Origin of the sequence: Streptacidiphilus fuscans (genome assembly GCF_015690355.1) — a bacterium.
GTDB lineage: Bacteria > Actinomycetota > Actinomycetes > Streptomycetales > Streptomycetaceae > Streptacidiphilus > Streptacidiphilus fuscans.
The window spans coordinates 138,113-164,053 of sequence record NZ_JADPRT010000001.1 but is presented as its reverse complement, the minus strand read 5'-3'; the positions used below and the strand labels follow the sequence as shown (position 1 = coordinate 164,053).

General features: G+C 72.0%; 27 protein-coding genes and 1 pseudogene. 16 read left to right on the top strand and 12 right to left on the bottom strand.

Annotated elements, in window-relative coordinates:
* Window positions 1–72: 72 nt before the first annotated feature.
* From I2501_RS00740 to I2501_RS00730, 3 genes are all read left to right on the top strand, one after another.
* Window positions 73–1,170, top strand: a complete 1,098-nt coding sequence (locus I2501_RS00740; protein WP_236045714.1) for a PP2C family protein-serine/threonine phosphatase — start codon at window positions 73–75, stop codon at window positions 1,168–1,170.
* Window positions 1,171–1,424: 254 nt separating this feature from the next.
* On the top strand, window positions 1,425–1,898 hold the full coding sequence (locus tag I2501_RS00735; protein ID WP_196191759.1) for a MarR family winged helix-turn-helix transcriptional regulator: 474 nt from the start codon (window positions 1,425–1,427) through the stop codon (window positions 1,896–1,898).
* Window positions 1,898–2,137 (top strand): hypothetical protein, encoded by a 240-nt coding sequence (locus tag I2501_RS00730; protein ID WP_196191758.1) that lies wholly within the window; start codon window positions 1,898–1,900, stop codon window positions 2,135–2,137. The genes I2501_RS00735 and I2501_RS00730 overlap by 1 nt, the downstream gene beginning before the upstream one ends.
* A 2-nt stretch (window positions 2,138–2,139) precedes the next feature.
* Here the strand turns inward: I2501_RS00730 and I2501_RS38900 are convergent.
* Window positions 2,140–2,235, bottom strand: a pseudogene (locus I2501_RS38900) (integrase); the annotation flags it as partial.
* 347 nt (window positions 2,236–2,582) lie between these two features.
* Window positions 2,583–2,876 (bottom strand): hypothetical protein, encoded by a 294-nt coding sequence (locus I2501_RS00725; protein ID WP_196191757.1) that lies wholly within the window; start codon window positions 2,874–2,876, stop codon window positions 2,583–2,585.
* Between the two features lie 82 nt (window positions 2,877–2,958).
* Between I2501_RS00725 and I2501_RS00720 the strand changes: the two genes are divergently transcribed.
* Window positions 2,959–3,141, top strand: a complete 183-nt coding sequence (locus I2501_RS00720) for a hypothetical protein (protein WP_196191756.1) — start codon at window positions 2,959–2,961, stop codon at window positions 3,139–3,141.
* Between the two features lie 173 nt (window positions 3,142–3,314).
* On the opposite strand, the gene I2501_RS00715 is transcribed toward I2501_RS00720, so the two are convergent.
* Complete coding sequence (locus tag I2501_RS00715) at window positions 3,315–4,046, bottom strand: 3-keto-5-aminohexanoate cleavage protein (protein ID WP_196191755.1); 732 nt, start codon at window positions 4,044–4,046, stop codon at window positions 3,315–3,317.
* A gap of 142 nt (window positions 4,047–4,188) precedes the next feature.
* On the opposite strand from I2501_RS00715, the gene I2501_RS00710 reads away from it, so the two are divergent.
* Window positions 4,189–4,416 (top strand): hypothetical protein, encoded by a 228-nt coding sequence (locus I2501_RS00710; protein ID WP_196191754.1) that lies wholly within the window; start codon window positions 4,189–4,191, stop codon window positions 4,414–4,416.
* Window positions 4,417–4,483: 67 nt separating this feature from the next.
* On the opposite strand, the gene I2501_RS41035 is transcribed toward I2501_RS00710, so the two are convergent.
* Window positions 4,484–4,702: a hypothetical protein gene (locus I2501_RS41035; RefSeq protein ID WP_196191753.1), complete on the bottom strand. Its 219-nt coding sequence runs from the start codon at window positions 4,700–4,702 to the stop codon at window positions 4,484–4,486.
* A 360-nt stretch (window positions 4,703–5,062) separates the two neighbouring features.
* On the opposite strand from I2501_RS41035, the gene I2501_RS00700 reads away from it, so the two are divergent.
* The 3 genes from I2501_RS00700 to I2501_RS00690 all read left to right on the top strand — a co-directional run bounded on the left by I2501_RS00700 (window position 5,063) and on the right by I2501_RS00690 (window position 8,088).
* The gene (locus I2501_RS00700; protein ID WP_196191752.1) at window positions 5,063–5,962 is read left to right on the top strand and encodes an acyl-CoA thioesterase; all 900 of its coding nucleotides are present in this window, start codon (window positions 5,063–5,065) and stop codon (window positions 5,960–5,962) included.
* Window positions 5,963–6,048: 86 nt separating this feature from the next.
* A complete protein-coding gene (locus tag I2501_RS00695; protein WP_236045713.1) occupies window positions 6,049–7,296 on the top strand; it encodes a sensor histidine kinase in 1,248 nt (415 codons plus the stop codon).
* A 150-nt stretch (window positions 7,297–7,446) separates the two neighbouring features.
* Window positions 7,447–8,088 (top strand): TetR/AcrR family transcriptional regulator, encoded by a 642-nt coding sequence (locus tag I2501_RS00690; protein WP_196191751.1) that lies wholly within the window; start codon window positions 7,447–7,449, stop codon window positions 8,086–8,088.
* Window positions 8,089–8,121: 33 nt separating this feature from the next.
* Here the strand turns inward: I2501_RS00690 and I2501_RS00685 are convergent, their stop codons facing one another.
* Window positions 8,122–8,904: a LysR family substrate-binding domain-containing protein gene (locus tag I2501_RS00685; protein WP_196191750.1), complete on the bottom strand. Its 783-nt coding sequence runs from the start codon at window positions 8,902–8,904 to the stop codon at window positions 8,122–8,124.
* A 55-nt stretch (window positions 8,905–8,959) separates the two neighbouring features.
* Between I2501_RS00685 and I2501_RS00680 the strand changes: the two genes are divergently transcribed.
* Window positions 8,960–9,376: a DUF5997 family protein gene (locus tag I2501_RS00680; RefSeq protein ID WP_196191749.1), complete on the top strand. Its 417-nt coding sequence runs from the start codon at window positions 8,960–8,962 to the stop codon at window positions 9,374–9,376.
* 59 nt (window positions 9,377–9,435) lie between these two features.
* Window positions 9,436–10,506, top strand: a complete 1,071-nt coding sequence (locus I2501_RS00675; protein WP_196191748.1) for a S66 family peptidase — start codon at window positions 9,436–9,438, stop codon at window positions 10,504–10,506.
* 40 nt (window positions 10,507–10,546) lie between these two features.
* On the opposite strand, the gene I2501_RS00670 is transcribed toward I2501_RS00675, so the two are convergent.
* The 4 genes from I2501_RS00670 to I2501_RS00655 form a co-directional block, all read right to left on the bottom strand.
* Window positions 10,547–10,999, bottom strand: a complete 453-nt coding sequence (locus I2501_RS00670) for a hypothetical protein (RefSeq protein WP_196191747.1) — start codon at window positions 10,997–10,999, stop codon at window positions 10,547–10,549.
* 180 nt (window positions 11,000–11,179) lie between these two features.
* On the bottom strand, window positions 11,180–12,100 hold the full coding sequence (locus tag I2501_RS00665; protein WP_196191746.1) for a helix-turn-helix domain-containing protein: 921 nt from the start codon (window positions 12,098–12,100) through the stop codon (window positions 11,180–11,182).
* A gap of 137 nt (window positions 12,101–12,237) precedes the next feature.
* The gene (locus I2501_RS00660) at window positions 12,238–12,429 is read right to left on the bottom strand and encodes a hypothetical protein (RefSeq protein ID WP_196191745.1); all 192 of its coding nucleotides are present in this window, start codon (window positions 12,427–12,429) and stop codon (window positions 12,238–12,240) included.
* A gap of 182 nt (window positions 12,430–12,611) precedes the next feature.
* Complete coding sequence (locus I2501_RS00655) at window positions 12,612–14,459, bottom strand: glycoside hydrolase family 15 protein (protein WP_196191744.1); 1,848 nt, start codon at window positions 14,457–14,459, stop codon at window positions 12,612–12,614.
* Between the two features lie 129 nt (window positions 14,460–14,588).
* Here I2501_RS00655 and I2501_RS00650 point away from each other — a divergent pair, with 129 nt between their 5' ends.
* The 6 genes from I2501_RS00650 to I2501_RS00625 all read left to right on the top strand — a co-directional run bounded on the left by I2501_RS00650 (window position 14,589) and on the right by I2501_RS00625 (window position 22,390).
* Window positions 14,589–15,395, top strand: coding sequence for an SAM-dependent methyltransferase (locus I2501_RS00650; RefSeq protein ID WP_196191743.1), 807 nt, complete (start codon window positions 14,589–14,591; stop codon window positions 15,393–15,395).
* 79 nt (window positions 15,396–15,474) lie between these two features.
* The gene (locus I2501_RS00645; protein ID WP_196191742.1) at window positions 15,475–17,592 is read left to right on the top strand and encodes a putative bifunctional diguanylate cyclase/phosphodiesterase; all 2,118 of its coding nucleotides are present in this window, start codon (window positions 15,475–15,477) and stop codon (window positions 17,590–17,592) included.
* Window positions 17,593–18,163: 571 nt separating this feature from the next.
* The gene (locus I2501_RS00640) at window positions 18,164–18,886 is read left to right on the top strand and encodes a glycosyltransferase family 2 protein (RefSeq protein ID WP_328806136.1); all 723 of its coding nucleotides are present in this window, start codon (window positions 18,164–18,166) and stop codon (window positions 18,884–18,886) included.
* A complete protein-coding gene (locus I2501_RS00635) occupies window positions 18,883–20,337 on the top strand; it encodes a glycosyltransferase family 2 protein (protein ID WP_236045712.1) in 1,455 nt (484 codons plus the stop codon). The genes I2501_RS00640 and I2501_RS00635 overlap by 4 nt, the downstream gene beginning before the upstream one ends.
* 5 nt (window positions 20,338–20,342) lie before the next feature.
* On the top strand, window positions 20,343–21,581 hold the full coding sequence (locus I2501_RS00630; protein WP_236045709.1) for a glycosyltransferase family 2 protein: 1,239 nt from the start codon (window positions 20,343–20,345) through the stop codon (window positions 21,579–21,581).
* Window positions 21,578–22,390 (top strand): polysaccharide deacetylase family protein, encoded by an 813-nt coding sequence (locus I2501_RS00625; protein WP_196191740.1) that lies wholly within the window; start codon window positions 21,578–21,580, stop codon window positions 22,388–22,390. Before I2501_RS00630 ends, I2501_RS00625 begins: the two co-directional genes overlap by 4 nt.
* A gap of 12 nt (window positions 22,391–22,402) precedes the next feature.
* On the opposite strand, the gene I2501_RS00620 is transcribed toward I2501_RS00625, so the two are convergent.
* The 3 genes from I2501_RS00620 to I2501_RS00610 are packed head-to-tail and all read right to left on the bottom strand — an operon-like array spanning window position 22,403 to window position 25,930.
* Complete coding sequence (locus I2501_RS00620) at window positions 22,403–23,263, bottom strand: glycoside hydrolase family 16 protein (RefSeq protein ID WP_196191739.1); 861 nt, start codon at window positions 23,261–23,263, stop codon at window positions 22,403–22,405.
* Window positions 23,251–24,147: a glycoside hydrolase family 16 protein gene (locus I2501_RS00615; RefSeq protein ID WP_196191738.1), complete on the bottom strand. Its 897-nt coding sequence runs from the start codon at window positions 24,145–24,147 to the stop codon at window positions 23,251–23,253. The genes I2501_RS00620 and I2501_RS00615 overlap by 13 nt, the downstream gene beginning before the upstream one ends.
* Window positions 24,148–24,160: 13 nt before the next feature.
* Complete coding sequence (locus I2501_RS00610; RefSeq protein ID WP_196191737.1) at window positions 24,161–25,930, bottom strand: glycosyltransferase; 1,770 nt, start codon at window positions 25,928–25,930, stop codon at window positions 24,161–24,163.
* Window positions 25,931–25,941: the final 11 nt, after the last annotated feature.

The following is a 25,941-nucleotide window of genomic DNA, read 5'->3' as shown; positions in this document are numbered from 1 at the left end:
GCGCATGGTGGATGTGTGGGAGCGTCGAAGGGAAACCGTTTGACGTGGCCGGCCTGGCGTGGACACCATGCGTTGGCGCTGATCCCGATCGGGTTCATCGCCGCGGTCATGGTCTTCGACGTGCTCACCACGGACAATGTCCACTACGGGGTGCTGCTCGTCCTGGCTCCCCTGATCGCGGCACTGATCGGGGATGCGTGGCTCACCGCGGCGACGGGACTACTGGCCGTGTGCGCCCAGGCCTACCTCGCCGCACGGCTGGATGTTCTGGCGGTGCAGCGCCAGGAGGCCGTCCAGATCCTCGCCACCACGGCGCTGTCCACTCTGGTCGTTGTTCTCACCCGGGTCCGCGACCGGCGCGAGCACCAGCTTGAGCAGGTACGCTCCGTATCCGAGGCAGCTCAGCGTGCACTCATGAGGCCACTGCCCCAGCGGCAGGGGGAACTGCACATCTCCTCCTTCTACCTGGCCGCTGCGGACCAGGCCGAGATCGGCGGCGACCTCTACACGGCCACCCGCACCCGGCACGGCACCCGCGTGATCATCGGGGACGTGCGCGGCAAGGGGCTGACCGCCGTCGGAGAGTCGGCCCTGCTGATCGGGGCGTTTCGCGAGGCCGCCGACAGCCACACCACCCTGCCCGAGCTCGCCGCCGCCCTGGACCTCAGCGTCAGCCGCTACCTGGCCGACTTCGTCGACGACTACGCGCATGCCGCCGAGCACTTCATCACCGCCCTGCTGCTCAACATCCCCAACCGCGGGCACGCCGTGCAGTTCACCAGTTGCGGGCACCCGCCACCACTGCTGATCCGCGATGGCGACGTCCAGATCCTGGCAAGCCCCAATCCCTCCCCGCCGCTCGGCATGCACATGTTGGGCCTGACCGACTACACCCAGGACGCCGCCGCCTTCGAGGCGGGCGACACCCTGCTCCTCTACACCGACGGCGTCATCGAAGCGCGCAACCGGGCCGGCGAGTTCTACCCGCTGGCGGAACGCGTACAGAACTGGACGAGCCAAGGGCCGGAAGGCCTGTTGCGACACCTGCAGCACGACCTCTTGCAGCACTGCGGGCGCCGCCTCGGCGACGACGCCGCCGCGATCGCGATCCAGCGGCCGGTCGGATCCTGGACCAGCCAGCGAGGCGCGGGAACCCGCGAGAACCAATGAACCGGCCGCGTGCAGCCGCTCCAGAGGGAAGCAGTCGGTGCGCCTCGGAGTCGGCCCGGCCTGTCGCGCCGTAGCGTGGCCTGACGGGCGACGTGCGCCGATTCGAAGCTACGGACCGCCGCTGACATCCGGGCACCGCGCGGCGCGCAAGAGGAAACCCTTCCCGGCCTCCAGTGCCCTGACCACTTAGCTTCACCCGGGTGGCACGTGCGCAACGATGTGCGATTCATCGGTGCCGATGTATCGTTGCCGATGTGAATGCACTGGAACTCATCGTCCTGGGCCGCCGGCTCACGAAGATCGGCGAGGCTGTCCTGCGTGGAGGAGCACAGCCTGCGCTGCCCACAGGGGTGGGGCTCGTGCTACGTGACGTGCTCGCCCATCCCGCAAGCTCCATCCGGGACATCACCGAGCGGACGGGACTACGACAAAGCTACGTCTCCGAGTCCGTCGCCAAGCTACGCGACAGGGGAATCGTCGAAACGAAAGCAGATCCGAACGACGCACGTCGCACTCTCGCCAGCGTGACAGCCGGGCACCCGAGAAACGTTGCGCGCTTGGGCACCGCATCCGTCGATACGGCACTGGCGCAGGCCGTCGGCGCCAGCGATCCGGCAGCCGTGGCTTCGATCATCGAGACTTTGGAAGCGCTCGCCGCCCAGCTGCAGACCGGTGAACCAGGTCCGATCCTGAGTCAACTCCGCCACAGCGAAGAGGAGTCCTCCTGATGTTCGTCTTGTTTCTGCCGCTGATCAAGAACCTGGCCGGCAGAACCCGTGCATGGATTCTCGTTCTGGGTGGCTGTCTGATCGCTGCCATGGGCGTCGGGCTCTCCACGGTGGGCGTTGCCGTGCATACCCCGCAGATCACCAGAATCGGCATCATCGTGCTCCTCATCGCCGCGGTGGGAACACCCTCCATGCTTCGCGCTCGCCGCAACGTCCAGAACGACGGTGACTCCGAGTAGCGTCAGGCTGCGGAGGCGCGGCATCGGCCGCCCCATCGGATGCCTTTCTCGCTGCGAATGCGGGCACATTCGCGGCGCTGAGCTGCGAGGAGCTGCCTGGTCCGGGCTCTCTCCGACCTTCCCCATCACGGCGCCACGCGCGTTCAACGCGACCGTCCAAGGATGCCTCACTCCCCAACACCAGCCGATCCTCTGACGCCATCACGGACCGGCCCGGCTCCCTCGCGCGGCCTTGCGTAATCCCCCGCCCCATCGCAGGCCCGTCCGCCAGGGATGCGTGCTCCTGCGTCCACGTCGATGGAAGGACCATCCATGCCCGGAACTCGTGTCTTTGGGCAGTCCGTCGCAGGCTTCATGTCACTGGCGGCCCTCGCCGTGCCGTCCACCATCGCCGAGGCCCGCACCGTGGACCTGGTCTGCTTCACCGGGGTGGAGCTGTCGGTTCTCAGGAGCAGTGCCACTGCCGCGAGAGGGCGACCGGGGCGAACTGGGAGCAATTGGTGGTGGGCGGGTAGGAGTCGGAGCCGACGAACGTCCAGCCTGTCTCCGGCGTGAACCTGAAGAACTGCAGGGAGGTGCCTTCGTCCTGGAGTTGGACCAGATCGTTGCTGGTCGCTCCCGGGGCTACCTCGAAGCGTACGGCGGCGTAGAGGGTGGTGCCGCAACTGCCGTAATAGAAGCCGCCGGGCTTGGGCTGGATGTGGGCGATGCCCTTGGTGTTCGCCCAGGTCTGCGTCACGGCCCACTTGACACCGTTCGGGACGGTCAGGTTCTGGCAGCCGGCGGGGACGACGGCTGCTGCTGTGTGTGGTGCCGTCGGGGTGGCGGTGGGCGTCTTTGCCGCCACGGTCGTCGGTGCTGCTGGGGTGGCGTGCCTGGTGGGGCTGGCGGATGCGCTGGGTGTCGTGATCACCATCGTGGTCGGACTCGCCGTGGCGGAGGACGATACTGACGCGCCGACCGAATGCGAGACCGCTGCGCTCGCCGTGTGGCCGGAGGCATGACAGGCGGTGAGACCGAGGCACGTCGCAGCCGCGATCGTCGCGGCTGTTGTTCGTCCCGCTCTGAGAACCACGTCGTCCCTCGAAACTGTCTACCTTCGCCCGTTCTGGTGAGCAAACCTTACGGGGTGTCGCGGGGTGCTCCTCGGCCGAGGTGGGGTTGTGACCACGACTCACTACGGCGTGCCCTGCGGTGTGTTCTGGATGATCTGGCGTGCTGCGCGGATGAGGGCGGCGTTGCCTGGGGCGGAGGTTCCGTCGGGGAGATGGAGCACGTCTTCCAAACCGATACGGGCATCCAGGCGGCGGGAGGCTGCAAGTCGCAGGATGGGCCACGCAGTGGCGTCTTCACCGTGCAGGAGAATCGGCACGGCAACCGATGTGAGTTCATCCAGCAGGCCAGTTGCGGCGTGGAGCGCTTCCTGTGGGGCGGCCTCGGTGATCTCGGCCAGGACGCGCAGGACTCGGCGGGATCCGGGCCAGTCCAGAAACCGTTGTGCCGCGGGGGTGCCGGAGTAGATTCCGGCTTCGATGCCGATCCCCCGGTCCAGCAAGGCCGCGGCGACGTCGGTGGCACCGTCCTCGTGCCAGTTCACGGAGGCATGGTCAGGCAGCACGGTCCAGGCCCGGACCTGCGCGGCACGGAGGTAAGGGTCTGCCGTGGCCCATGCGCCGGTGGTGACCCCAACCGGGATGCCTGGAACAGCAGCCCGCACCGCGCTCACAGCGGCGGCGACGGCGGTGGCTTCCAGCGTGTCCTGACCGGCGCGGTCCTTGGGGTGCAGATGGACGTCCTCGGCGCCCGCGGCGACAGCCTCACGGGCCGCCACCGCCAGTTCGTCGGAAGTCACCGGCAATACGGAACACTCGGCACGGCTTCGAGCACCGTTGAGGCAAACCTGCAGCATGGCGCCATCTTCGCAGGTCGCACCCGGAACGCCGACGCGTCGTCAAAAGCGCAATGGGGCACGTACACGGCGCCCGCCGCCATTCGGGTGGGCACCGCGTGTCTCAACGGCTACCGGCGAGCTCCGGCGGGACGCTGCGTGGATGAGTCAGCGAACCCACATCAGCGCCACGGTCCTCAACGGGCGCATCGAGGACGCAAAAGCGATCTTGCGTAACCTGACAGGGAAGGAGCCGAGCTCGGCGCATCGCATCGGCACACAGACGACAACTGTCGGGACCGACGTGCCCGGGGATCAAACCGCGGACGTGGAGGAGATCCTCGCCGGGGTCGACACGGACATCGAGTTCGTGGTGCAACTCGCCCAGTGACGACGGTGGCCCCGCTGCCCGCGACGGGCGGCGGAGCCATCCCGGACATGTCGATGCTGCCACGGCCCTATATCCGGGGCAGGCCGCTGCCCGTCAGCAGCGACACCGCGACTGCGAGGAAGGCACCACCGACGAGCGTGGCCATGATCGGGAGCGCCCATGGGGTGGGGCCGCCGATCGTGCGTGCCTGCTGGGGCCTGCCGACGGGATGGCCGACCCGGACCTCCTGCCCGACGGTGCCGCGGAAGTTCGACTCGAACCGGTGCGGAGTGCCAGACTCGTCCATGAATTGCACGGTGCTGGAACTGCCGCCGCGACCACCCCGGTTCACGCGCGTCACCATCCCCGTGGTGTGGCGTCCGGTGGTGGCCCTCCACTGGCGTACTGCCTGCCAGCCGGCTGCGACCCAGGCCGCGGCCCCGGTCACACCTGTCATCAGGACTCCGCTGTCAACCATTCGTTCCGCCTGAGGCTTGCTGGCCGTGGGCGGAGTGCCGCTGGCCGGGCGTGCAGCATACGTGGATCGCACAGCGGCTCAGCGGCCCGGGGGCAGGTCCCAGGCCAGGCAGTCGAGTTCGCCCCTGGCCACACGCAATGTCAGACATGTCACAGCCGCGCAGTGGTTGGCGTCTGAAACGATGTACCGGTGACCGCCGCAACGCCCCAGCCCACCGCCATCACCAGCTTCGTCGACCTGCTGAGCCTCGACGAGATCGACAAGGGCCTCTTCCGGGGCTGGTGTCATGCGGGCGCGCCGTTGCGCGCGTTCGGTGGGCAGGTGGCCGCGCAGGCACTGGTCGCCGCCGGGCGGACGGTGGCCGAGGGTCGCCTGGTGCACTCGTTGCACGGCTACTTCATGCGACCCGGCGACCCGCGCCGCCCGCTGGTCTACGAGGTCGACTCGCTGCGCGACGGCGGCTCGTACTCGACCCGCCGGGTCACCGCGATCCAGCGCGGCGAGGCGGTCTTCACCCTCTCCGCGTCCTTCAAGCGCCCCGAGGAGAGCCCCGACCGGCAGGCGGTCATGCCGGACCTCCCCGGCCCGGAGAACCTGCCGGACCCGTACGCGGCCTGGGCGGCAGGCGGTCCGGAGAACTACTGGGGGTCGACCGGCCGGCTCACCCTGGACATGCGCATCGTCCCGCGGGACCTGCCCGGACAGCCGCCGGAGCTGCCGGGCGTGCCGCAGCAGTACGTCTGGCTGAAGTCGGCGCAGAAGCTGCCCGCCGACGAGCCGCTGATGCACGTCTGTGCGCTGGCCTACCTGTCCGACCTGACGCTGGCCTCGACCGCGGCGCTCCACCTCCAACTCCCGCGCGCCGAGCGCAAAGAGCCGTCGCGGATCAGCCTGGCCTCGCTGGACCACGCGATGTGGTTCCACCGCCCGTTCCGCGCCGACGAGTGGCTGCTCTTCGCCCAGCGCAGCCCGAGCTCGTCCGACGGCCGCGGGCTGGCGCAGGGCGAGTTCTACACCCGCGACGGTCAGCTGGTCGCCTCCGTCGTCCAGGAGGCGCTGATCCGGGAGCACCCGCACCCCGCGCCGTGAGCGGCAACTCCCGCACCGCGGTCCGCCCGTCGGCGTAAGCCCGCAGGTCGATGCCGTGCCGGGGCAGTCCCTCTACGCTCGGCGGCATGGACATCGCAGCCCCGCCGCCCCGAGCCGAGAGCACCGCCCGCAGCCGTCGGCGAGGTCAGGTGTCGACCTGGCTGGGTCTGGTGGCCTACCCGCTCACCCTGCTGACGCTGCTCTTCGGGATCGCCGCCCACGCGGAAGGCGGCGTGCTGCTCCCCGGCGCCCTCCTGGCCATGTTCCTGCTCGTCCCTGCGGCCCGTCGGCGCCCGGTGCTGACGCTCGGCGTCACACTGCCCCTGGTCTGCCTGATGATCGCGGCCATCCCGGGACGGGACCGGTCGCCGCTGATGTTCCTGCTGTTCGTGGTCCCGGACATCCTGCTCGGTGTCATCGTGGGCCGCTGCCGCCGGAGTACGGGCGTCTGGGCGGCGGTCGTGAGCCTGGTGGCCCAGATGCTGATGGTGGCGGGCTTCTCGCAGGGGCCCGACGCCCTCATCAGCACCGAGGTTCTGGTCACCCTCGGAATCGCCACCGCCTACACCATGGGCCTGCTGGCCCGTGAACGCCGCGAGCACGCGGAGGCGACGCGCGCGCAGGCGGTCGCCGAGGCGGTCACCGCCGAGCGGCTGCGGATCGCCCGCGAGCTGCACGACATGGTCGCGCACAGCATCGGCATCATCGCCATCCAGGCGGGCATGGGCAGCCGCGTGGTGCACACCCAGCCCGCCGAGGCGCAGGCCGCGCTCAGCACCATCGAGACCACCAGCCGCGAGACCCTGTCCGGCCTCCGCCGCACCCTGGTCGCCCTGCGCCGCTCCGACGCCGACCCGGCGGCCATGTCCTCACCGGAGCTCAACGCGCCCGCACCCTGCCTCGCCGACCTCGACCGGCTCGCCGAGGTCACGGCGGCGGCGGGCGTCCGGGTGACGCTGCAACGCGTCGGCGAGGAACGCCCGCTGCCGCCGGACATCGAGCTCTCCGCCTACCGCATCGTCCAGGAGGCGGTGACCAACGTCGTCCGCCACGCGGGCACGCCGAGCTGCACGGTCGACATCGCCTACGGGGCACAGGACCTGACGCTGACGATCCTCGACTCCGGCCGCGGGCCCACCGGCGTTGGCACCGTGAACGGCCCCCACAGCCCCACCAGCCCGAACGGCCCGAGCAGCGGCGTCGGCGCGGGCTTCGGTATCACCGGCATGCGCGAACGCACCGCCCTCCTCGGCGGCACCCTCACCGCAGGCCCCCACTCCGGCGGCGGCTTCCAGGTCACCGCCCGCCTGCCGCTGCCCGTGGACGCGGCGTAGGCCGGGCAGGACGCCCTGAGGCCCGGCGTCCGACGGCGTCGGGGCGAGAACGCTGTTCCACCGTTGCGCGCGTCTGCGCAGGTCGGTGGTGGTCGGATCAGCTGATGAGGCGTCATACACGTGCAACACGGTTCCCGGTAGGATGGCCGTGTGTCCAAGGTAGACCTGTCCCCCAGGCCGGTCGAGACCATGTCTCCCCGCCAACTGGAACGCCGGAAACACCTGATCGACGCCGCCCTCGCGCTTGTCGCGGAAGGCGGGGTCGAACGGCTGCAGATGAAGCAGGTCAGCGAACGCTCCGGGGTGGCGCTCGGCACGACCTACCGCTACTTCTCCTCCAAGGAGCACCTGCTCGCAGCCGCCGCGTCCGACTGGCGGGCGATGCTCATGGACGACCTGGCGACCGAGGTGCGCGGCTCGCCCGCGGCGCTGGCCGGGCGGGGCAGCGGGTCAGACCGGGTGGTGCGCTTCGTTCACCGCGGGATGCGGGCCCTGCAGCGACAGCCCAACCTGGCCCGGCTGCTGGTCTCGGTCGCCGTCTCCACGGACCCGTTCGCCAGCGAGGTGGTCGAGGCCATGGGCAACTCGGGCCGGGCCAAGCTGCTCGCGCTGATGCCGGAAGTCCCGCCGACGGCGCGGTCCGTCGTCCCGCACATCATCGACGCGGCGTGGCAGAGCGAACTCGTCGACTGGGTCACCGGCCGCTCCACCCTGGGCGACGCGTTCGCCCGGTTGGAGGAGGTCATCCGGCTGGTACTGGCGCCGTACGTGGCGGAGCCGGTCGCGGTGTGAGCGGTCGCGGTGCGAGCGGCTGTGGCAGGGCGGTCAGCGGCGCGGCTTGCCGCGCCGGGCCGTCTGCTTCCGCGCGCCGCCGCCCGCTCCCCCGCCTGCTCCGCCGCCCGAACGGGGACGGCCGGCCTGCTTCTGCGGCTGCTTCTTCGTCGGCGCGGCCTTGGCCGCCTTCGCCTTGGCGCCCTTCTCCGGTTCGGGCTGGCTGCGACCGCGCGAGCTGTTCACCGTGCGGCCGCGCACGATGCCGATGAACTCCTCGACCAGGTCCGTCGTCCGGTCCTGCAGCCAGGAGAGCGCGATCTGCGACTGCGGCGCGTCCGTCATCGGCCGGTAGGTCAGGTCGCGCCGGTGGTGCAACCGGGCCAGCGACTGCGGGACGATCAGCACACCGATGCCCGCCGAGACCAGGTCCACGGCGTCCGAGGTCGTCGCCGGACGCTCGAACGCGGCCTCGCCGGGCGTGCCGTCCTCCCAGCCGAGGACGTCGTCCAGCGGGTGGAGCACGACCAGCTCGGCCAGCTCGGCGACGGAGACCTCCGCCGCGTCGGCCAACTCGTGGTCCTTGGGGACGACCACGACGGTGGTCTCGGTGTAGAGCGGGATCGCGCTGAGGTGCGTCTTGTCCACCGGCAGCCGGACCAGCCCGGCGTCCGCGCCGCCGTCGTGGAGGACCGTCTCGCCCTCGCCCGCCTGGACCAGCTGCAGCCTGATCGGGGTCTCGGGGAGCCGTTCGTTCCAGACGCGCACCCACTTGGCGGGCGTCACCCCAGGGACGTAGGCGAGCCGGAAGGGAGCGGTGTCGGGCGTGTCTGTCACGGGCCCAGGTTACCGGCTGTGATCAGGCACGGCTTCCGCTCGCTACGCTTGTCCCATGACTGACAGCAAGCCCAGGTCGACCCAGACGATGAAGCCCGCCACGGCGGCGAAGAAGCTCGGCGTGTACCTGCCCGCCACGCCCGCCGAGTTCCAGGAAGGGGTCGTCTCCCGGGACGAGCTGAACGCGCTCCAGGCCGACCCGCCGCAGTGGCTGGCCGACCTGCGCCGCAACGGGCCGCACCCGCGCCCCGTGATCGCGACCAAGCTCGGCATCTCCATCTCGGGCCTGGCCCGCGGCGGTGTGACCGAGGCGCTGACCACCGAGGAGATCGACGCCCTCAAGGCCGAGAACCCGCTCTGGCTCCAGCACGAGCGCGCCAACCAGCTGGAGGTCCGCAAGGAGGCCGTGCGGATCAAGGAGAAGCAGGCGGCCGAGCGGGAGCAGGCCGCTCGCCGCGCGGGCGGCAACTGACCCGTCCCCGACGGAAAACCTGAGCGTGGCCCGGCGTTGTCGGGCTACGCTCCGCGGGCATGGACGACCTTCGCTACCCGCCCAAGCCCGTCCCCGGTGACCGCGTCGCGGTCGTCTCCGCGTCCTCCGGACTGCCGGGGCTCTTCCCGCGCCCCTTCGAGCTGGGGCTGCAGCGGCTGCGGGACGTGTTCGGCCTGGAGCCGGTGGAGTACCCGAGCACCCGGCGGATGGGCTCCACGCCGCAGCAGCGCGCCGACGACCTGCATGCGGCCTTCGCCGACCCGAGTATCAAGGCCGTGATCTCCAGCATCGGCGGCGACGACGAGTTGACGGTGCTTCCGCTGCTCGACCGGGAGTTGCTGCGGGCCAACCCGAAGCCTTTCCTCGGGTACAGCGACAACACCAACCTGCTCGTGCTGCTGCACAACCTCGGCATCGTCAGCTACCACGGCGGCTCGGTGATGTGCGAGCTCGGCCGTCCCGGCGCGATGCACCCCGCCACCGTCGACTCGTGGCGCGCCGCGCTGTTCGGCTCAGGCGAGTCGGGCGGGTCGGGCGGGTCGGGCGAGTACGTGCTGACCGAGCCGGGGCGCTTCGGCGACATCACCGGCGACTGGGCCGACGAGGCCACCTTCGCGGCCGAGCCGCCGTCCGAGCCCGCCACGCCGTGGCACTGGCACCGCGCCGACCGGGTCGTCACCGGCCGCAGCTGGGGCGGCAATCTGGAGATCCTCTCCTGGCTGCTGATGGCCGACCGCGAGATCCTGCCCGTCGAGAGCTACGCGGGCGGCGTGCTGCTGCTGGAGACCTCGGAGGAGCGGCCTGATGCCGCGACCGTCTTCCGCATCCTGCGGAACATGGGCGAGCGTGGCCTGCTGCGGCAGTTCCCGGCGCTGCTGATGGGCCGTGCCAGGGCGCAGGATCCGTTCAACCCCGTCCCCGCCGACGCGCGCGCCCGCTACCGGGCGGACCAACGCGCGGCGGTGCTACGGGCGTTGGAGACGTATGCGCCGCAGGCCATGGCGGTCTTCGACGTCGACTTCGGGCACACCGACCCCCAGCTGCTGCTCCCCTACGGCGGCGAGATCCGTGTGGACGGCCCGGCGAGGCGGATCACGGTGCGGTACTGAGCCCGCGACGGGGGCACAACAAGCCCTGCCCGCGCGGTGGTTACCCACGCACCGCCGCGTAGACGTCGGACGCGTGGAGCAGCGCGCGGTGCAGTAGGCAGGGGTCGGTGAGGGTGCCGCTCCCGTCGGGCGGGATCAGCCAGTGGTACGGGCCGTGCGAGCAGCGCGGCACCGGGACCCGCAGCGACTCGCCCCGCCCGAGCACGCGGACGCCCTTGATCGGGTCCGCCCAGGTGCTGGCCGTGCCGACCGGGACGAGGACGGAGACCAGACCCTCCGCGACCGCGCAGAGCGCGGGTCCCGCGCATCCGGCGAGGCGGAGCCTGTCGAGGGCCTCGATGCCGAGTTCCGTCTGGGCGCGGACCGCGTCCCAGACGACGCCTACGGCGAGTTCGGCGCTGCCGTCCGGGCGGCCGTTCCACTCGGCCAGGGTGAGGCCGGGGACGGGCGCGGCACGGAGCAACCAGCCGAGTGCCGGGGAACTGTCCGCCATAGGGGGAAGGGTAGGGAAGTGCGGGTTGCTCGGGGAGCCCGATTGCGCGTTATTGCGAATCAGGTGGCCCGCGTGCTGCAAACTCACCGGTGGTCGTCACCGGTTCGAGTGAGGCACCCTGGGACACCTGCGCGACCGTGCGTCAGCTGCCCGCACCACACCCACCGATCGAGCCACCGGTCAGTCGAGCCACGGCGTGCGCGGGACCGCTCTCCCGTCGAGCAGGTCCGGCTCGCCGTCCAGGCCGTCGTCGTCCCCCTCCGTGGCGCCGGCGAGTTCCGCAAGGACCGTGGTGACGACCTGCCGGGCGCCCGCTCCGTAGCGGGCCGCGTCCGCGTAGTGTTCGAAGACGCGCAGGTAGAGGTCGATCTCGTCGGCGTCGGTGACGTTGATCTCGGCGGTCCAGGTCTCGACCTGGACCAGCCGCTCGTCGAAGGCCCAGAACGAGTGCAGCGGCGCGAGCGGCAGCGCCGTCCCGTCGGGGATCACGCCGAGCCGGACGCCGGGCAGCGAGGCGACGGCGAGCAGCCGGTCCAGTTGGCCCCGGTGCGCCTCGGGCGGGCAGAGCCGGGCCCGCAGCGCGGCGGTGGTAAGCACGAAGTGGAACTCGTGTCCGGGCTGGTAGAGGGCGCGTTGACGCTCCATCCGGGCCTCGACCGCCTGCGGCACGTCGTCCGGGGTTCCCTGGAGCGCGACCAGGGCGGAGAAGACCGACCGCGCGTACTCGGCGGTCTGCAGCAGGCCGGGGACCATGGCGGACTCGAAGACGCGCAGCAGCTGCGTCCCCCGGTCCAGCTCGACGGCGACCCGCTGCCTGGGCGCGTGGCCCGCGCGCAGTGAGCGGCGCCAGTTGACGTAGTGGCTGTCCAGCGCGAGCAGCCGGGCGGCGAGCCCGGCCGCCTCGTCCGGGCGACCGCACGCCCGTGACCAGGCCTCGACGTCGGGGGTGGTCGGGGTCTGCCGCCCGTGTTCGATCCGGGACACCTTGGACGCGGCCCAGCCGAGCCGGGTGGCCAGCTCCTTGCCGTTGAGCCCGGCGTCCCGGCGGAGCCGGTGCAGCCAGGCGCCGAGCGCCTCGCGTTCGCGCTGAAAGTCCGTCATGGCCCGGCCCCTCCCCCGCCGTCGACGCACCGTACCGCGCCGCACCGGCACCCCCGTCAGCCACCCCCGTGGACCCGCGGGCGGAATCGACGGCCCGGCAAGCTTGGCGGCCCGGCAAGCTCGACGGCCCGGCAGACTCAGCCGAGGAACCTCAGCAGTTCCGTCGGGATCTCGACGGCGTCCTCACCCGGCAGCAGGTCCCGCAGCTGGTCGCGTGCGTGCGGGTCGGTCACGGCGTAGCCCTGGACCACCAGGGTGCCCCGGTCGGTCGCGTACAGGGTGGGGCAGTTGCCGTTGTTCGAGGTGGTCCCGAGGAAGGTGAGCCGCATGGTCAGGGGAATCCCTAGGCAGGTGCGTTCAGTGACAATTGCTAGCACTCACATCACAGAGTGCGCAAGAAGAGTGACACAGAGTAGGGCGTGCACGACGAACCGAGGGCGCGTGGCCAAGGAAATGCGCCGAAAGGCGGTCTGCAAAGGCCGGTCTGCGGTGTGCGGCCCGCGACGCCCGGTCAGTCCACCCCGGCGCCCCCGGTGTCCGCCAGCGCGAACGCCGCGTTGACCAGCGCGACATGGGTGAACGCCTGCGGCGCGTTGCCGAGCTGGGAGCCCGTCGCCGGGTCCCACTGCTCGCTGAGCAAGCCGAGCTCGCCGCCCACGGCGGCGGTGCGGGCGAAGACCTCGGCGCCCTCCTCCGGTCGCCCGCCCAGCGCCAGCGCCTCGGCCAGCCAGAAGTTGCAGGCCAGGAAGGCACCCTCAGGGCTGCGCAACCCGTCACCGCCTGAGAACGCGGTCGAGGTCGAGGCCGAGGTCGAGTCACAGGCATCCGAACCGCCCACGTCGTAACGGCGCACGAAGCCGTCCACGGCCAGGTCCTGCCGGATCGCGTCGACGGTGCGCACCACCCGCGGGTCGGTCGGTGGCAGGAATCCGGTCTGCGCCAACAGCAGTGCGGCCGCGTCCAGTTGGCTACCGCCGTAGCACTGCGTGAAGACCCCGCGCCCGGCGTCGTAGCCGTTTGCGCAGACGTCGGCGTGGATTGTGTCGCGCAGCGCGCGCCACTGGTCGAGGGGGGCGGGCAGGCGGGTCTGCTCGGCCATCCGGACGGCCCGGTCGGCGGCGACCCAGCACATCACCTTGGAGTGGGTGAAGTGCCGCCGCTCGGACCGGACCTCCCACAGGCCCTCGTCCGGTTCCCGCCAGCGTTCGGCGACGGCGGTCATCAACGACCGGAACAGGCTCCAGACCTGGCGCTCCATCGGGATCCCGGCCGTCAGCGCGCGGTGCAGCGTGTCGGCGACCTCGCCGTAGACATCCAGCTGCATCTGCCCGACGGCGGCGTTGCCGACCCGGACCGGCCGTGAGCCCCGGTAGCCGGGCAGCCAGTCGGCGACCGACTCCGGCAACGCCCGTTCGCCCGCGACTCCGTAGAGCGCCTGGAGCCGGGCCGGGTCGCCCGCGATGGCGCGCAGCAGCCAGCGCCGCCAGGAGGCGGCCTCCTCGCGGTAGCCGCCGCGCAGCAGCGCGGCCAGGGTGAGGCTGGAGTCGCGCAGCCAGCAGAAGCGGTAGTCCCAGTTGCGGTCGCCGCCGATCCACTCGGGCAGCGAGGTGGTGGGCGCGGCGACGATGCCTCCGGTGGGCTCGTAGCTGAGCGCCTTGAGCGTCAGCAGTGAGCGCATCACCTCCGCCCGCCACGGTCCCTGGTAGCGGCAGGCGGCCGACCAGCGCTCCCAGCCCGCGACGGTCTGCCGCAGGCTCTGGCCCGCGTCAAAGCGGCTAGGTGTAGCAACGTGCGAGGGCTGCCAGGTGAGCACGAAGACGGTCCGCTGCCCGGCCGCGACGACGAACTCCGAGCGGGTGCAGCCGTCGGCGCCCGCGCCCGCGCCGTAGGTGTGCACGCCGGTGGGGACGCTGAGCCAGAGCGCGTCGGGTCCGGCGACGGCGACCCGGTGGTGGCCGGTGCGGCGCACCCAGGGCATCACCCGGCCGTAGTGGAACCGGGCCCGCAGCTCGCCGCGCATCTCGACCGTGCCGGAGAGACCTTCGACGATCCGGACCAGGCGTGGTTCGCGGGTGCGGCGCGGCATGAAGTCCAGCACCCGCGCCTCGCCGCGCGGGGTGCGCCAGTGCGTGGCCAGCACGAGGGTGTCGTCCAGGTAGCGGCGGTCGACCAGGGCGGCGTCGGGCGCGGAGGGGGCGAGTCGCCAGTGGCCGTGGCGCTCCTCGCCGAGCAGGGCGGCGAAGCAGGAGGGCGAGTCGAACCGGGGCAGGCATAGCCAGTCGACGGAACCGTCCGCGCCGACCAGCGCCGCCGTTCCCAGGTCGCCGATCAGCGCGTACTCCTCGATGCTTCCCGCCATCGACGCGCCTCGCCGTCATGGAACGGACGTTCAGCCGGACTGCTCGGCAATCACCGGTGATTACGTGGCTTTTGTCATAGTATTGGACCTCGCAAGCGCCTGTCCTTCCCAGCTCGGAGGGAGCTTCCCGTGCGACGTGAGAGCTGGACGCCGAGTTGGATCGACCTGGAGAAACCCAACGCGGCCCGGGTCTACGACTACTACCTCGGCGGCAGCCACAACTTCGCCGCGGACCGCGAGATGGCACAGAAGGCCATGGAGCTGTGGCCGGAGCTCCCGCAGATCATGCGCGCCAACCGCGCCTTCCTGCGCCGCTCGGTGCAGTACCTGGCCGGTGACGGCTTCACCCGGTTCCTGGACGTCGGCTCCGGCATCCCGACCGTGGGCCCGGTCCACGAGGTGGCCCGCGAGGAGCAGCCGGAGGCCCGCGTCGTCTACGTGGACCGCGATCCGGTGGCCGTCGCGCACAGCATGACGATGCTGGTCGACGACCCGCTCAGCCGCATGGTTCAGGCGGACCTGACCAGTCCGGAGGAGCTGTTGGCCGATCCGGAGGTCGCCTCCCTGCTCGACGGCGACGCGCCGGTGGCGCTGCTGCTGGTCGCCGTCCTGCACTTCGTGCCGGACCAGGCCGCGCCGCACACGCTGGTCGCCCGCCTGCGCGACGCGCTGCCACCGGGCAGCGCCATCGTGATCTGCCACGCCTGCACCGAGGGCCGCCCGGACCAGGTCGGCTCGCACCAGGACATCTACCGGCGCACCACCACCCCGATCACGATGCGCGGCCACGACGAGATCGCGGCCTTCTTCGACGGCTTCGAGCTGGTCGACCCGGGGATCGTCTACCTGCCGGAGTGGCGCCCGGACAGCCCGGGCACGGTCGCGCCCCACCCGGAGCGGATGGCCGGCCTGGTCGGGGTGGGGCGTCTGCCATGACGGCGCCACCGGCGGGCCCGCCCCCGGACGACACGGAAGCGGCTCCGGGAGCGGCCACCAGAGCCGCGGGAGCGGCTCCGTGACGGCCGCGACGTCCGAGGCGGAGTTCACGGCGCGCTGGGCGCGGCTGCTGCGGGCGCACGGCAGCCCGCTGCACCCGCTGAAGATCGACGCGCTCGCCGAGCGCACCACCTCCCTGATCCGCGACGGCCGTGCCGACCACGCCGCGTTCGCGCTGGTCAACGCGCACTTCACCGATCCGGAGCTGCTGGTCGGCGCGGTGGAGCTGCTGCGCACCGCGCCCTCCCGGGTGCCGGGCAGCGCCGGGAGGTTCGCCGCCGCCTGGGCCACCGCGCTGCAGGAGCAGACCCTGCGCCACCAGGAGTCGATCCACAGCGCCGCCGACACGGCGCGCCGCGAGGCGGAGCAGGCCCTGCACGCCTCCGAAGCACGGTTCCGGGCACTGTTCGAGCACGCGGCGGTCGGGATCGGCGTCGGCAGCGTGCACGGGGAGATCCTGGCGGCCAACCAGGCCCTGCTGGAGATGTTCGGCGCCCGCCCGGACGACCTCTACGGCCGCCAGGTCACCGACCTGGTGCACCCGGAGGACAGCCCCGAGGTCTGGGCCGCGTACGAGGACCTGATCGCGGGCCGACGCGAGAGTTTCCAGTGCGACAAGCCGTACTACAGGCAGGACGGCGAGGTCGTCTGGACGCACCTGACCGTCTCGCTGATCCGCGACGAGGACAGCAGCCCGAAGTACCAGGTGGCGATGTTGGAGGACATCACCGACCGTTACCGCCTCCAGGAGCGGCTGCGGCACCAGGCCACCCACGATCCGCTGACCGGCCTGCCCAACCGGGCCGCCTTCTTCGAACGCCTGGAGACGCTCTTCGCCGAGGCGGGCGCGGACGCCCGGTTCGGGCTCTGCTACATCGACCTGGACCGGTTCAAGATCGTCAACGACAGCCTCGGCCACGACACCGGCGACCAACTGCTGGTCGCCGTCGCCAGCCGGCTGGCCGCCGCGCTGACGCCGCTCGGGCACATGGTGGCCCGGTTGGGCGGCGACGAGTTCGTGGTGCTGCTGGAGCGCTGCCAGGGCGAGCACGAAGCGGTCGCGGCGGCGCGCGCCGTGCTCGCGGCGCTGTCCGAGCCGATCGACATCGAGGACCACAAGCTGGCCGTCGGCGCCAGCATCGGCGTGCTGGAGCGCCCGGTCGGCACCATCACGCCGGGCGCGGCGGTCCGCGCCGCCGACCTGACGCTCTACCGCGCCAAGGAGGCGGGCGGCGGCCGGTGGACGCTGTACGACGCCAGGACCAACGCGGCGGCCGTCAGCCGCTACTCGGTCTCGGTGCGGATGCCGGTCGCGCTGGACCGGGGCGAGTTCTTCGTGGAGTACCAGCCGCTGTGCGCGCTCAGCGACGGCTCGCTCGCGGCGGTCGAGGCGCTGGTGCGCTGGCGGCATCCGCGGCTGGGCGTGCTCGGCCCGGACGAGTTCGTGGCCGCCGCCGAGGAGACCGGGCTGATCCTGCCGCTGGGCCGGTGGGTGCTGGAGCAGGCGTGCGCGCAGGCGGCGGACTGGCAGCGCCGGTTCGGTCAGCTCGCGCCGCAGCTCAACGTCAACATCACGGCCCGTCAGGCGCGCAACAAACGCCTGGTCGCCGACGTCGGCCGGATCCTTGCCGACACCGGGCTCGACCCCGGGCTGCTGCAGCTGGAGATCACCGAGGGCACGGCCCTGGGCCCGCTGGACGAGTCGCAGCGGGTGCTGCACGCGCTGGTGGACCGGGGCGTCAGCCTGGCCGTGGACGACTTCGGCACCGGCTGGTCCAACCTCGCCTACCTGCGCGACCTGCCGATCTCCGGGCTCAAGCTCTCCAGCTCCTTCGTGCCCGACCCCGAGGCGACGGGTGGCGAGGAGGTGAGCTGGCGGATCATCAGCGGGCTGGTCTCGCTGTCCAGCAGCCTGGGCCTGACGCTGACCGCGGAGGGCGTCGAGACGCCGGAGACCGCCGAGCGCCTGCGGGTGCTGGGCTGCGACTGGGGCCAGGGCTGGCACTTCGGCCGTCCCACCGCGCCGGAACGGCTGGAGGCGCTGATCCTGGCCGGGGCGGCGGAGGCGACACCCACGGCGGGGATGGCCGAGGCGACAAACCGGGTAAGTCCCGCAAATGAGCGAGAAACGTACTAGTCCCCCACAAATCCCTTGACTCGTAGCGCAGCCCGCGCACAGGATGAGTCACCGGCAGACCCCTGAGGGGACCTGCCACTGTGGTGGTCGACGCCACGGGCACGTACGACGCACACGCCGTGAGAGCCGTGCACGCCGTACAGGCCCTGGGCGTCCCGCGATCGACCGGCGGTCCGGGGGCGAGGCTCGGGGGCGGGCTTCGGAGTCAGGGCTTGGGGCATTCCGCCCGGTACGGTCCATGTTCGTTCGTGCGCCTGTTCGCGCGCCGGCCGGTCACGGCCTGGTGCAGCGTGCCCGCGCGTTCTCCGGAGAGGACTCTCCGATGGGTTCGCCCCTGCCCCCGCCCGCACTCTCCTCGCTTCCCGTCGCTCCATCCGCGCTGCCACTGACCGCGTTCTCCCCGCCGCCATCCGCTCTGCCACCGTCGGCCGCACCGCCGCCGACGTCTCCGACACCGCCGACGCGGCATCAGGGCCAGGCGCGGATCGCAGCACCGGACCCGACGGCCGCGGCCGAGCCACGGCTTCGGCGCGCCTCCGACACCGCCAGGGTCCGACACACCGTCAGTCTGGTGATCCCCGCGCAGAACGAGGCCCGCAACATCGCCTGGGTGCTGGAGCAGGTACCGAGCTGCGTCGACGAGGTGCTGGTCGTCGACGGCTGGTCCAGCGACGCCACCGCACGAATGGCCGAACTGTGCCGTCCGTCGGTGCGACTGCTGGCCCAACCCGGCCATGGCAAGGGCGACGCGCTGCGCGCCGGCTTCGCCGCCGCCCGCTGCGACTACGTCGTGATGATGGACGCCGACGGCAGCATGTGGCCCGGCGAGATCCCGCACTTCCTGCACTTCCTGGACCACGGCTACGACTTCGTCAAGGGCTCCCGGTTCGTCGCGGGCGGCGGCTCGCAGGACCTCACGCCCATCCGCTCGCTCGGCAACCGGGCGCTGCTCACCGCCGTGAAGGCGCTGTACCACGCCTCGCTGACGGACCTCTGCTACGGCTTCTGCGCGTTCCGGCGCAGCTTCCTGGACGCGCTGGACCTGCACGCGCCCGGGTTCGAGATCGAGACCGAGATGGTCGCCCACGCGCTCCGCTCCGGCCTGCGGGTGGCCGAGGTCCCCAGTCTGGAACTCCCGCGCCGCAACGGCCGTTCGCACCTGCACGCGATCGCCGACGGGCGTCGGGTGCTGCGCACCCTGGTCGCCGAACGGCCGAGGACGGGACGCCGGGAGACCCCCGCAGACGCCCCCGCGCAGGCTTCGGCCATGTACCGAGCGGGCGGTCCCCGATGAGCGGGCGCGACCGGCGCTCCGCTGCGGCCTGCCCCTGCTCCGCCGCCCGCGAATCGCTCTACACCCCCGTGCACGTCGTGGAGCTGGACCTGGACCGTCCGAACGAGCTGCGCTCGCCCGGCGGTGCAAGCCCGGTCGTCCCGAACGGACGCGTGTTGGCGTTGGTGCGGCTGCACGGACACCCGCTCGGACTGGTTCACGCCACCGGCCGACCCGGCGACACCGCCGGACTCTGCCGCGCGCTGGTCGCCGCCGCCCACCGGGAACTGGAACTCCCCTCGCCCGAACTCTCCGCGCCCGACCTGCCCGCGGCCCGCACCGAGCCCAACCTCACGCCGTTGCTGAGCGTGGTCGTGGCCACCCACAACCGCCCCGCGTCGCTCCGTCGCTGCCTCGACTCGCTGCTGCGGACCGGATATCCGCAACTCGACGTCGTCGTGGTGGACAACGCACCCGCCGACGACTCCGCCCGCACGCTGGTGCTGACGGAGTATCCGCCGTCCGTCCGTTACCTGCGCGAGCCGATCCCCGGCCTGGCCCGGGCCCACAACCGCGGTCTGGCCGCCGCCCACGGCACGCTGGTCGCCTTCACCGACGACGACACCGTCGTCGACCGCGGCTGGCCGCGCGCCCTGGTGGCCACCTTCGCCGCGGACCCGGCCGTCGGCTGCGTCACCGGGCTGATCGTGCCCGCCGAGCTGGAGACGCAGGCCCAGGTGGCACTGGAGAACCACGGCGGCTACACCAAGGGCTTCACCGAGCAGCGCTGGTCGCTCGACGCGCCGCCGGACGAGCCGCTGTTCCCGTTCGCGGGCGGGCAGTTCGGCTCCGGCGCGAACATGGCGTTCCGCGCCGACCTGCTGCACCGGCTCGGCGGCTTCGACCCGGCGACGGGCACCGGCACGCTCGCCCGGGGCGGCGACGACCTGCTGGCCTTCTTCCGCACCCTGATCGCCGGAGCCGCGCTGGTCTACCAGCCCGACGCGATCGTCTGGCACCACCACCACCGCACCATGGACGCCCTGCCCGCCCAGGCCTACGGCTACGGCGTCGGCTTCGGCGCCTACCTGACGGCGGCGGTCGCCCACGAACCCGCCATGCTGCCCGCCCTGCTGCGCCGCGTCCCGCTCGGTCTCGGCCAGGCCGTGCGCCGGGCCCGCAGCCGTCCCGCGCCCACGGGTCCGGGCGCGGGACGACAGACCCACGGCCGTCTGACCGGGCTGGAGCTGCGCGGCCTCGCCTACGGCCCGCTCGGCTACCTGCGCAGCTGCCTGCGTGCCCGGCGCGACGGCATCCCGCACATCGCCGCGCGACTGCCGTCCGGGGCCGCATCCGGGGCGCAGTCCGGGTCGCAGTCCGCGCCGGCGTCCGGACCGGTGTCGGGGCCCGTGTCCGGACATGCGTCGGGGCCGACGAACGGGCCGATGTCCGGGCCGCCGTACGGCAGGTGACCGCTATGACCGGCACCCGTGTACCCCGACGCCTGACGGAACCCGTCCCGGTGCCGGTGCCGGATCCCATCCCCGCGCCGCCACCCGTGCCGCGGCCGCTCCCGGTGCCCGACCCGATCCCGATCCCGGACCCGCTGCCCGTCCCCCCACCGATGCCCCAGCCACCGCCGCTGGCCGTCCCGGGTCCAGAGGCAGAGCCAGAGGCGGAGACGCCAACGGCGACGGCGACGGCGACGGAGACGGAGACGCGGAGCGAGGCGACGCTCTCCGTCGTCATCTGCTGCTGGACCATGGACCGTTGGGATGACCTTCGCGACGCCGTCGGCTCCGTCTCCCCGGCCCGCCAACCCGGCGTGCGCGAGACTGTGCTGGTGGTGGACCACAATCCGGCGCTGGAGGAACGTGCCCGCGCCGAGCTCACCGGTGCCGACGGTTTCGGGGACCTCCACGTGGTGGCCAACGCCGGGCCGCGCGGACTGTCCGGCGGGCGCAACACCGGGGTGGAGCTCGTGCACGGGGACGTCGTCGCCTTCCTCGACGACGACGCCGCCGCCCAACCCGGCTGGGCGCAGGCGCTGTTGGCCGGATACGCGGACCCGTCCGTCGCCGGCGTCGGCGGCGCGGTCCACGCGCTGTGGGAGTCGGGCCGCCCCCGCTGGTTCCCGGAGGAGTTCGACTGGGTGGTCGGCTGCTCCTACCGGGGACTTCCCGAACACCCGGCGCGGGTGCGGAACTTCATCGGGGCCAACATGTCGTTCCGCCGCTCCGCGCTGCTGGTCGCGGGCGGCTTCCGCACGGATCTGGGCCGGGTCGGGTCCCGACCGCTCGGGTGCGAGGAGACCGAACTGTGCCTGCGGCTCGCCGCCGCGCTGCCGGGCTCGGTCCTGCGCACCGAACCCACTGCGGCGGTGCGGCACCACGTGCCGCCCCAGCGGGCCACCTGGCGCTACTTCCGCGCGCGGTGCTACGCCGAGGGCCTCTCCAAGGCCGCCGTCGCCCGCTTCTCGGGACGCGGCCCCGCGCTCGCCAGCGAACGCGCCTACCTGCGCCGGACCGTGCCGCACGGCCTGCTGACCGCCCTGACCGGCGGCCGGGCCGGGCGCGCGGCGGCCCTCTGTCTCGGCGTCACCACGACGGTCTGCGGCTACGCATGGGGATGTACCGGCGGTCGGCCACACCTGGCCGACCGCGCCGATGAGCAGGGAGTCAGGGAACAGGGGCAGACGGGGGGCGAAACCGCATGAGCGCCGTACCGATCCTGCTCTACCACTCCGTCTCGGACAACCCGCCCGACTGGATCGCCCCGTTCACCGTCCGGCCGCGCGTCTTCGCCGAGCAGCTCGACGACCTGGTCCGCGCGGAGGTAACGGTCGTCCCGCTGCGCCGCCTGCTCGCGGCGATCCGCGGCGGACCTCCGCTGCCGGCGCGCGCCGCGGTGCTGACCTTCGACGACGGCTTCGCCGACTTCTACTGGACGGTCGCCCCGATGCTGGCGGAGCGCGAACTGCCCGCCACGCTCTTCGTCACCACCGGCGCGATCCACCCGCCCGGCGGCCGTCCCAACGGCAGCGTGCTGCCCCCGGCCGACATGCTGAACTGGCGTCAGGTCGCGGGGCTGGACGCCTACGGCGTCGAGATCGGCGGCCACTCGCGCACCCATCCGCACCTGGACACGCTGACCAACCAGCACCTCTCGGACGAGGTGGTGCTCTGCAAGCACGAGCTGGAGGACGCGCTGGGGCACTCCGTCGCCAACTACGCCTACCCGCACGGCTACAACAGCGCGGCCGTGCGCCGCAAGGTGCAGCGGGCCGGCTGGGACTCCGCCTGCGCGGTCGTCAACGCGTTCAGCTCCACCGCTGACGACACGCTACGGCTGGCCCGCCTCACCGTCCGCGCGGACACCCCGCGCTCGGTCTTCCGCTGCTGGCTACGCGGCGAGGGCGCGCCCGACGCGCCCACCCGCGACTCGCTGTCCACGCGCGGCTGGCGTCTCTACCGCCGCGCCCGCGCCCGTTTCACCGACCAGCCCCCGGGCCGCCCGGACGACTGAGGCGCCCCGTCCTCAGTGCTGCCAGACGCTCACCCAGTCGACCTTCATCACGGCGTGGTCGACGTTGTCCGGCGGCGCGGACGGGTAGCCGACCGCCAGGTTGAGCAGCAGCTCCATCGGCAGCGTCGGCACCTTGGCCGGGTCGGTGATCCGGAAGCGCTCCACTCCGTCGACGTACCAGGTGACCGAGCCGGGCTCCCAGTCCACGGCGAAGACATGGATCTCCGCCGGGAAGTCGACCGGCCCCCAACTGTCGCGCTGGAACTGGGGTGTGCCGTTCGGCTGCTGCCAGTGCAGGGTCATCTGGACCTGCTGGGTGCTGCCGATGAACTCGGCGATGTCGATCTCCTGCCGCGCGTAGTGCTGCGCGGGGAGCAGCCAGAAGGCGGGGAACATGCCGGACTCGGCGGGGATCTCGATCGCGGCGGAGAAGTAGCCGTAGGTGAAGGTGTGGCGCGGCGTGGCGTCCCAGGAGTCGCGACCGGTGGTGACCATGCCTGAGGTCCACGGGTAGGTGTGCCCGTCGCTGCCGGTGGTGGCCTGCCGCTGCGCGCTCAGCTGAAGCCAGCCGTTCCCGACGCTGACCTGGCTCGGCCGGTACCACTCGATCTCGTTGTTGGTCCCGTTGGTACAGCCGTTGTCGTTCCAGTCGTAGCAGGTGGCCCAGTTGCCGGTGTCGAGCGAGGAGCCGGTGAAGTGGTCGTTGAAGACCAGGTGCCACGGCCCGGGAACGTCGGGCGGCGGGCTCTGCGTGGCCATCCCGGCCCCGCCCGGCGTTCCGCCTCCTCCGCAGGCGGCCAGAGCGACGAGCAGGCCGGCCATGACGACGCCCAGCCGCGCGATCCGACTCGTCCGGGTGCTCAGTGCTGCCACACCCTCACCCACTCCACCTGGAGCTGGGCCTTGTCCACGTTCGCCGGCGGCGGGTACGGGTACCCGACCGCCAGATTGAGGATCAGCTCCATGGGCATCGCCGGGATGTCCGCGCGGTCGGTGACCTTCCAGACGGGCTTGCCGTCGACGTACCAGGTGACCGACGTGGGTTCCCAGTCGACGGCGAAGACGTGGAACCCGGCGGGGAAGTTCACCGGGCCGAACCAGTGCTGCTGCTGGTCGGTGGAGCCGTCGGCGCGCTGCCAGTGGATCGTGTTCTGTACGACCTGGGTGGTGCCGGCGAACTCGGCGATGTCGATCTCCTGCGGGACGTCGTGCGCGGCGGGGAGCAGCCACAAGGCGGGGAACATCCCGGCCTGCGCGGGTATGCGCAGCGCCGCGGCGAAGAAGCCGTACTGGAAGGTCTGCCGGGGCTGCGCGTTCCAGCTGTCGCGGCCGGTGGTGACCATTCCGGAGGTCCACGGGTAGGTGTGCCCGTCGCTGCCCGCGGTCGTCTGCCGCTGGGCGGTCAGCTGGAGCGAACCGCCTCCGACACTGACCTGGTTCGGCAGGTACCACTCCAGCTCGTTGTTGCCCGCGTTGGTGCAGCCGTCGAGGTTCCAGTCGTAACAGGTGGCCCAGCGCGCGGTGTCGAGGGAGCCGCCGGTGAAGTCGTCGGACAGGACGAGGTTCCAGGGGCCGGGGGCGGACGGGCTCGGCGTCGCCGGGGCGGACGCGGAGCTGCTCGCGGAGCTTCCGGGCGCGGACCCAGGGGTGCCGCCCGCCGATCCGGCGTGGGGCGTGCCCCCGCCTCCACAGGCGGCGGTGAGGCCCAGGACCAGCATCGCCGCCGCGACCCGCAGCCCTGTCGATGTCATGCGCATCCGGCCCACCTCCTCAGCCGACGGTGAACCGGTAGACCGACGCGTTGGCGTTGCGGTACACCAGTGTGAATCCGGGGGTCGCCGACACGGCATCCGCCAGTCGGGCGACAGTGTCGGCGGGCAACTCGCCGGTCAGCTTCAGCTCCCACATCTGCGCGCGGCTCAGGATCAGGTACACGGGCGTGCCCGACTTCACGAAGCCGACGCTGTAGAGCAGGGCGGTGCGCGGATCGGCGACCAGCAACTGCTGGAGCTGGGGGGCGGTGGCGGCCAGGACCACCTCGGGGTGCTCGTCGTAACGCTCGTCCAGCCCTGGGACGGCGCCCGTCACCGCCACGATCACCGCCCCGGGCGGCGCGTTGTCGGTCATCCAGCTGGCGGCGGCAACCTCGTCGGAGGTGTAGTAGTTCATCGCCTCCTTGCTGTCGTAGCTGAAGAACAACCCACCCAGCAGGGCCAGCATCAGCACGGGGAGCAGGGCCTTGCGCGGCCCCGACCACCGCGTCCGGGCAGCCTCCTGGCCGCGTCGGCTCGGGTGCACCAGCGCGCCGATCAGGAAGCACGCGGCGGGGAGCGAGAACATGTACGCCCGGAACAGCATCTCGCCGCCGTAGGCGTTGGCCGCGAGCAGCGGCAGCGGCGCGACCAGCAGCCAGACGATCGGCGTGCGCCGGGTCCAGCGCCGCAGCACCAGGCAGGCGACAGCGAGCAGCATCACGGTGGCCGACAGTCCCCGGTCCACAAAGCCGACCAGCACCTGCTCCGGTGCGGCCGAGCCAAGGCTCCGGAAGCCGGAGGCCACGTTGCCGTCCGGGCTGGCCAGCGACGACACGAACGAGCCGAGGTTCTTCGACAGGTACGGCCGGGCCACCGTCGCGCCGTAGACGGCCGTGATCACCGCCGCACCGACCAGCGGCGGCCACACCACCCGGCGGTTGCGGCGAGGGATCATCAGCAGGGCCAGGCCGCTGATCACCATCAGCGGGGTGAGCTGGTGCGAGCAGACGATGGCGCCGACCAGCAGCAGCACCGTAACCAGCGACCAACCCCAGCCTCCGAGCACACCGCTCGTGGGCCGATCCGGCGGACGGCCGGAAGCCGGCTCACCCGGTGCCCTGGCCTTGGCCGGGAGCCGTCGCAGCACCAGTGCCATCACCCAGGCGTAGAGGAGGAAGGCGAAGGCCTGCGGCGAGAAGTAGTCCTGCCCGATCCAGGAGACCGAGTAGTAGATCCACACGCCGGTCCAGACGATCCGCCGGTCGGTGGTGACGGAGCGGTAGATCAGCAGCAGCGGCACCAGCATCAGGGCGTTGGCGAAGGGCGGCACCCACGCCGCGTAGCCCACCGGGGAGGAGAGGCCGAGCACCTTGAGCACCGCGACGTTGAGCAGGAAGAAGCCCGGCCACTGGTTGTAGATCTCCAGGTCCCCCGCGTTCGGCACCACCCCGTTGTGATGCAGCATCGCGTCGACGATCGCGACGTGTTTCCACGCCCAGGCGTAGCGCAGGGTCGGGTAGAGCAGCGTCGGGGTGGCGTGGATCAGGGCGATCAGCGCGAGAACGTAGCCGGCGAGCCAGCCCTGGCTCAGCCGGGGCGTGCGGAGCGTCGCCACGAAGCCGCCGGTCAGCAGCACGACGGCGACCCAGTACAGCGGCGGCAGCACCTGGAGCAGCCCGAGGGCGCCGATCCCGCCCAGGTTGACGTTGCGCAGCGACAGCAGCCACAGCACGAGTGCCACGGGCAGCGGGGCGCAGGGCGCGTACCTCCGCACCCCCACGCTCACGGCGCTCACAC

Coding starts and splice junctions, on each gene's coding strand:
- I2501_RS00730 (WP_196191758.1), top strand. CDS start 1,898: ATGTTCGTCTTGTTTCTGCCGCTGATCAAGAACCTGGCCGGCAGAACC.
- I2501_RS00715 (WP_196191755.1), bottom strand. CDS start 4,046: ATGCTGCAGGTTTGCCTCAACGGTGCTCGAAGCCGTGCCGAGTGTTCC.
- I2501_RS00710 (WP_196191754.1), top strand. CDS start 4,189: ATGAGTCAGCGAACCCACATCAGCGCCACGGTCCTCAACGGGCGCATC.
- I2501_RS41035 (WP_196191753.1), bottom strand. CDS start 4,702: ATGGACGAGTCTGGCACTCCGCACCGGTTCGAGTCGAACTTCCGCGGC.
- I2501_RS00695 (WP_236045713.1), top strand. CDS start 6,049: ATGGACATCGCAGCCCCGCCGCCCCGAGCCGAGAGCACCGCCCGCAGC.
- I2501_RS00680 (WP_196191749.1), top strand. CDS start 8,960: ATGACTGACAGCAAGCCCAGGTCGACCCAGACGATGAAGCCCGCCACG.
- I2501_RS00675 (WP_196191748.1), top strand. CDS start 9,436: ATGGACGACCTTCGCTACCCGCCCAAGCCCGTCCCCGGTGACCGCGTC.
- I2501_RS00670 (WP_196191747.1), bottom strand. CDS start 10,999: ATGGCGGACAGTTCCCCGGCACTCGGCTGGTTGCTCCGTGCCGCGCCC.
- I2501_RS00665 (WP_196191746.1), bottom strand. CDS start 12,100: ATGACGGACTTTCAGCGCGAACGCGAGGCGCTCGGCGCCTGGCTGCAC.
- I2501_RS00660 (WP_196191745.1), bottom strand. CDS start 12,429: ATGCGGCTCACCTTCCTCGGGACCACCTCGAACAACGGCAACTGCCCC.
- I2501_RS00655 (WP_196191744.1), bottom strand. CDS start 14,459: ATGGCGGGAAGCATCGAGGAGTACGCGCTGATCGGCGACCTGGGAACG.
- I2501_RS00635 (WP_236045712.1), top strand. CDS start 18,883: ATGAGCGGGCGCGACCGGCGCTCCGCTGCGGCCTGCCCCTGCTCCGCC.
- I2501_RS00630 (WP_236045709.1), top strand. CDS start 20,343: ATGACCGGCACCCGTGTACCCCGACGCCTGACGGAACCCGTCCCGGTG.
- I2501_RS00625 (WP_196191740.1), top strand. CDS start 21,578: ATGAGCGCCGTACCGATCCTGCTCTACCACTCCGTCTCGGACAACCCG.
- I2501_RS00615 (WP_196191738.1), bottom strand. CDS start 24,147: ATGCGCATGACATCGACAGGGCTGCGGGTCGCGGCGGCGATGCTGGTC.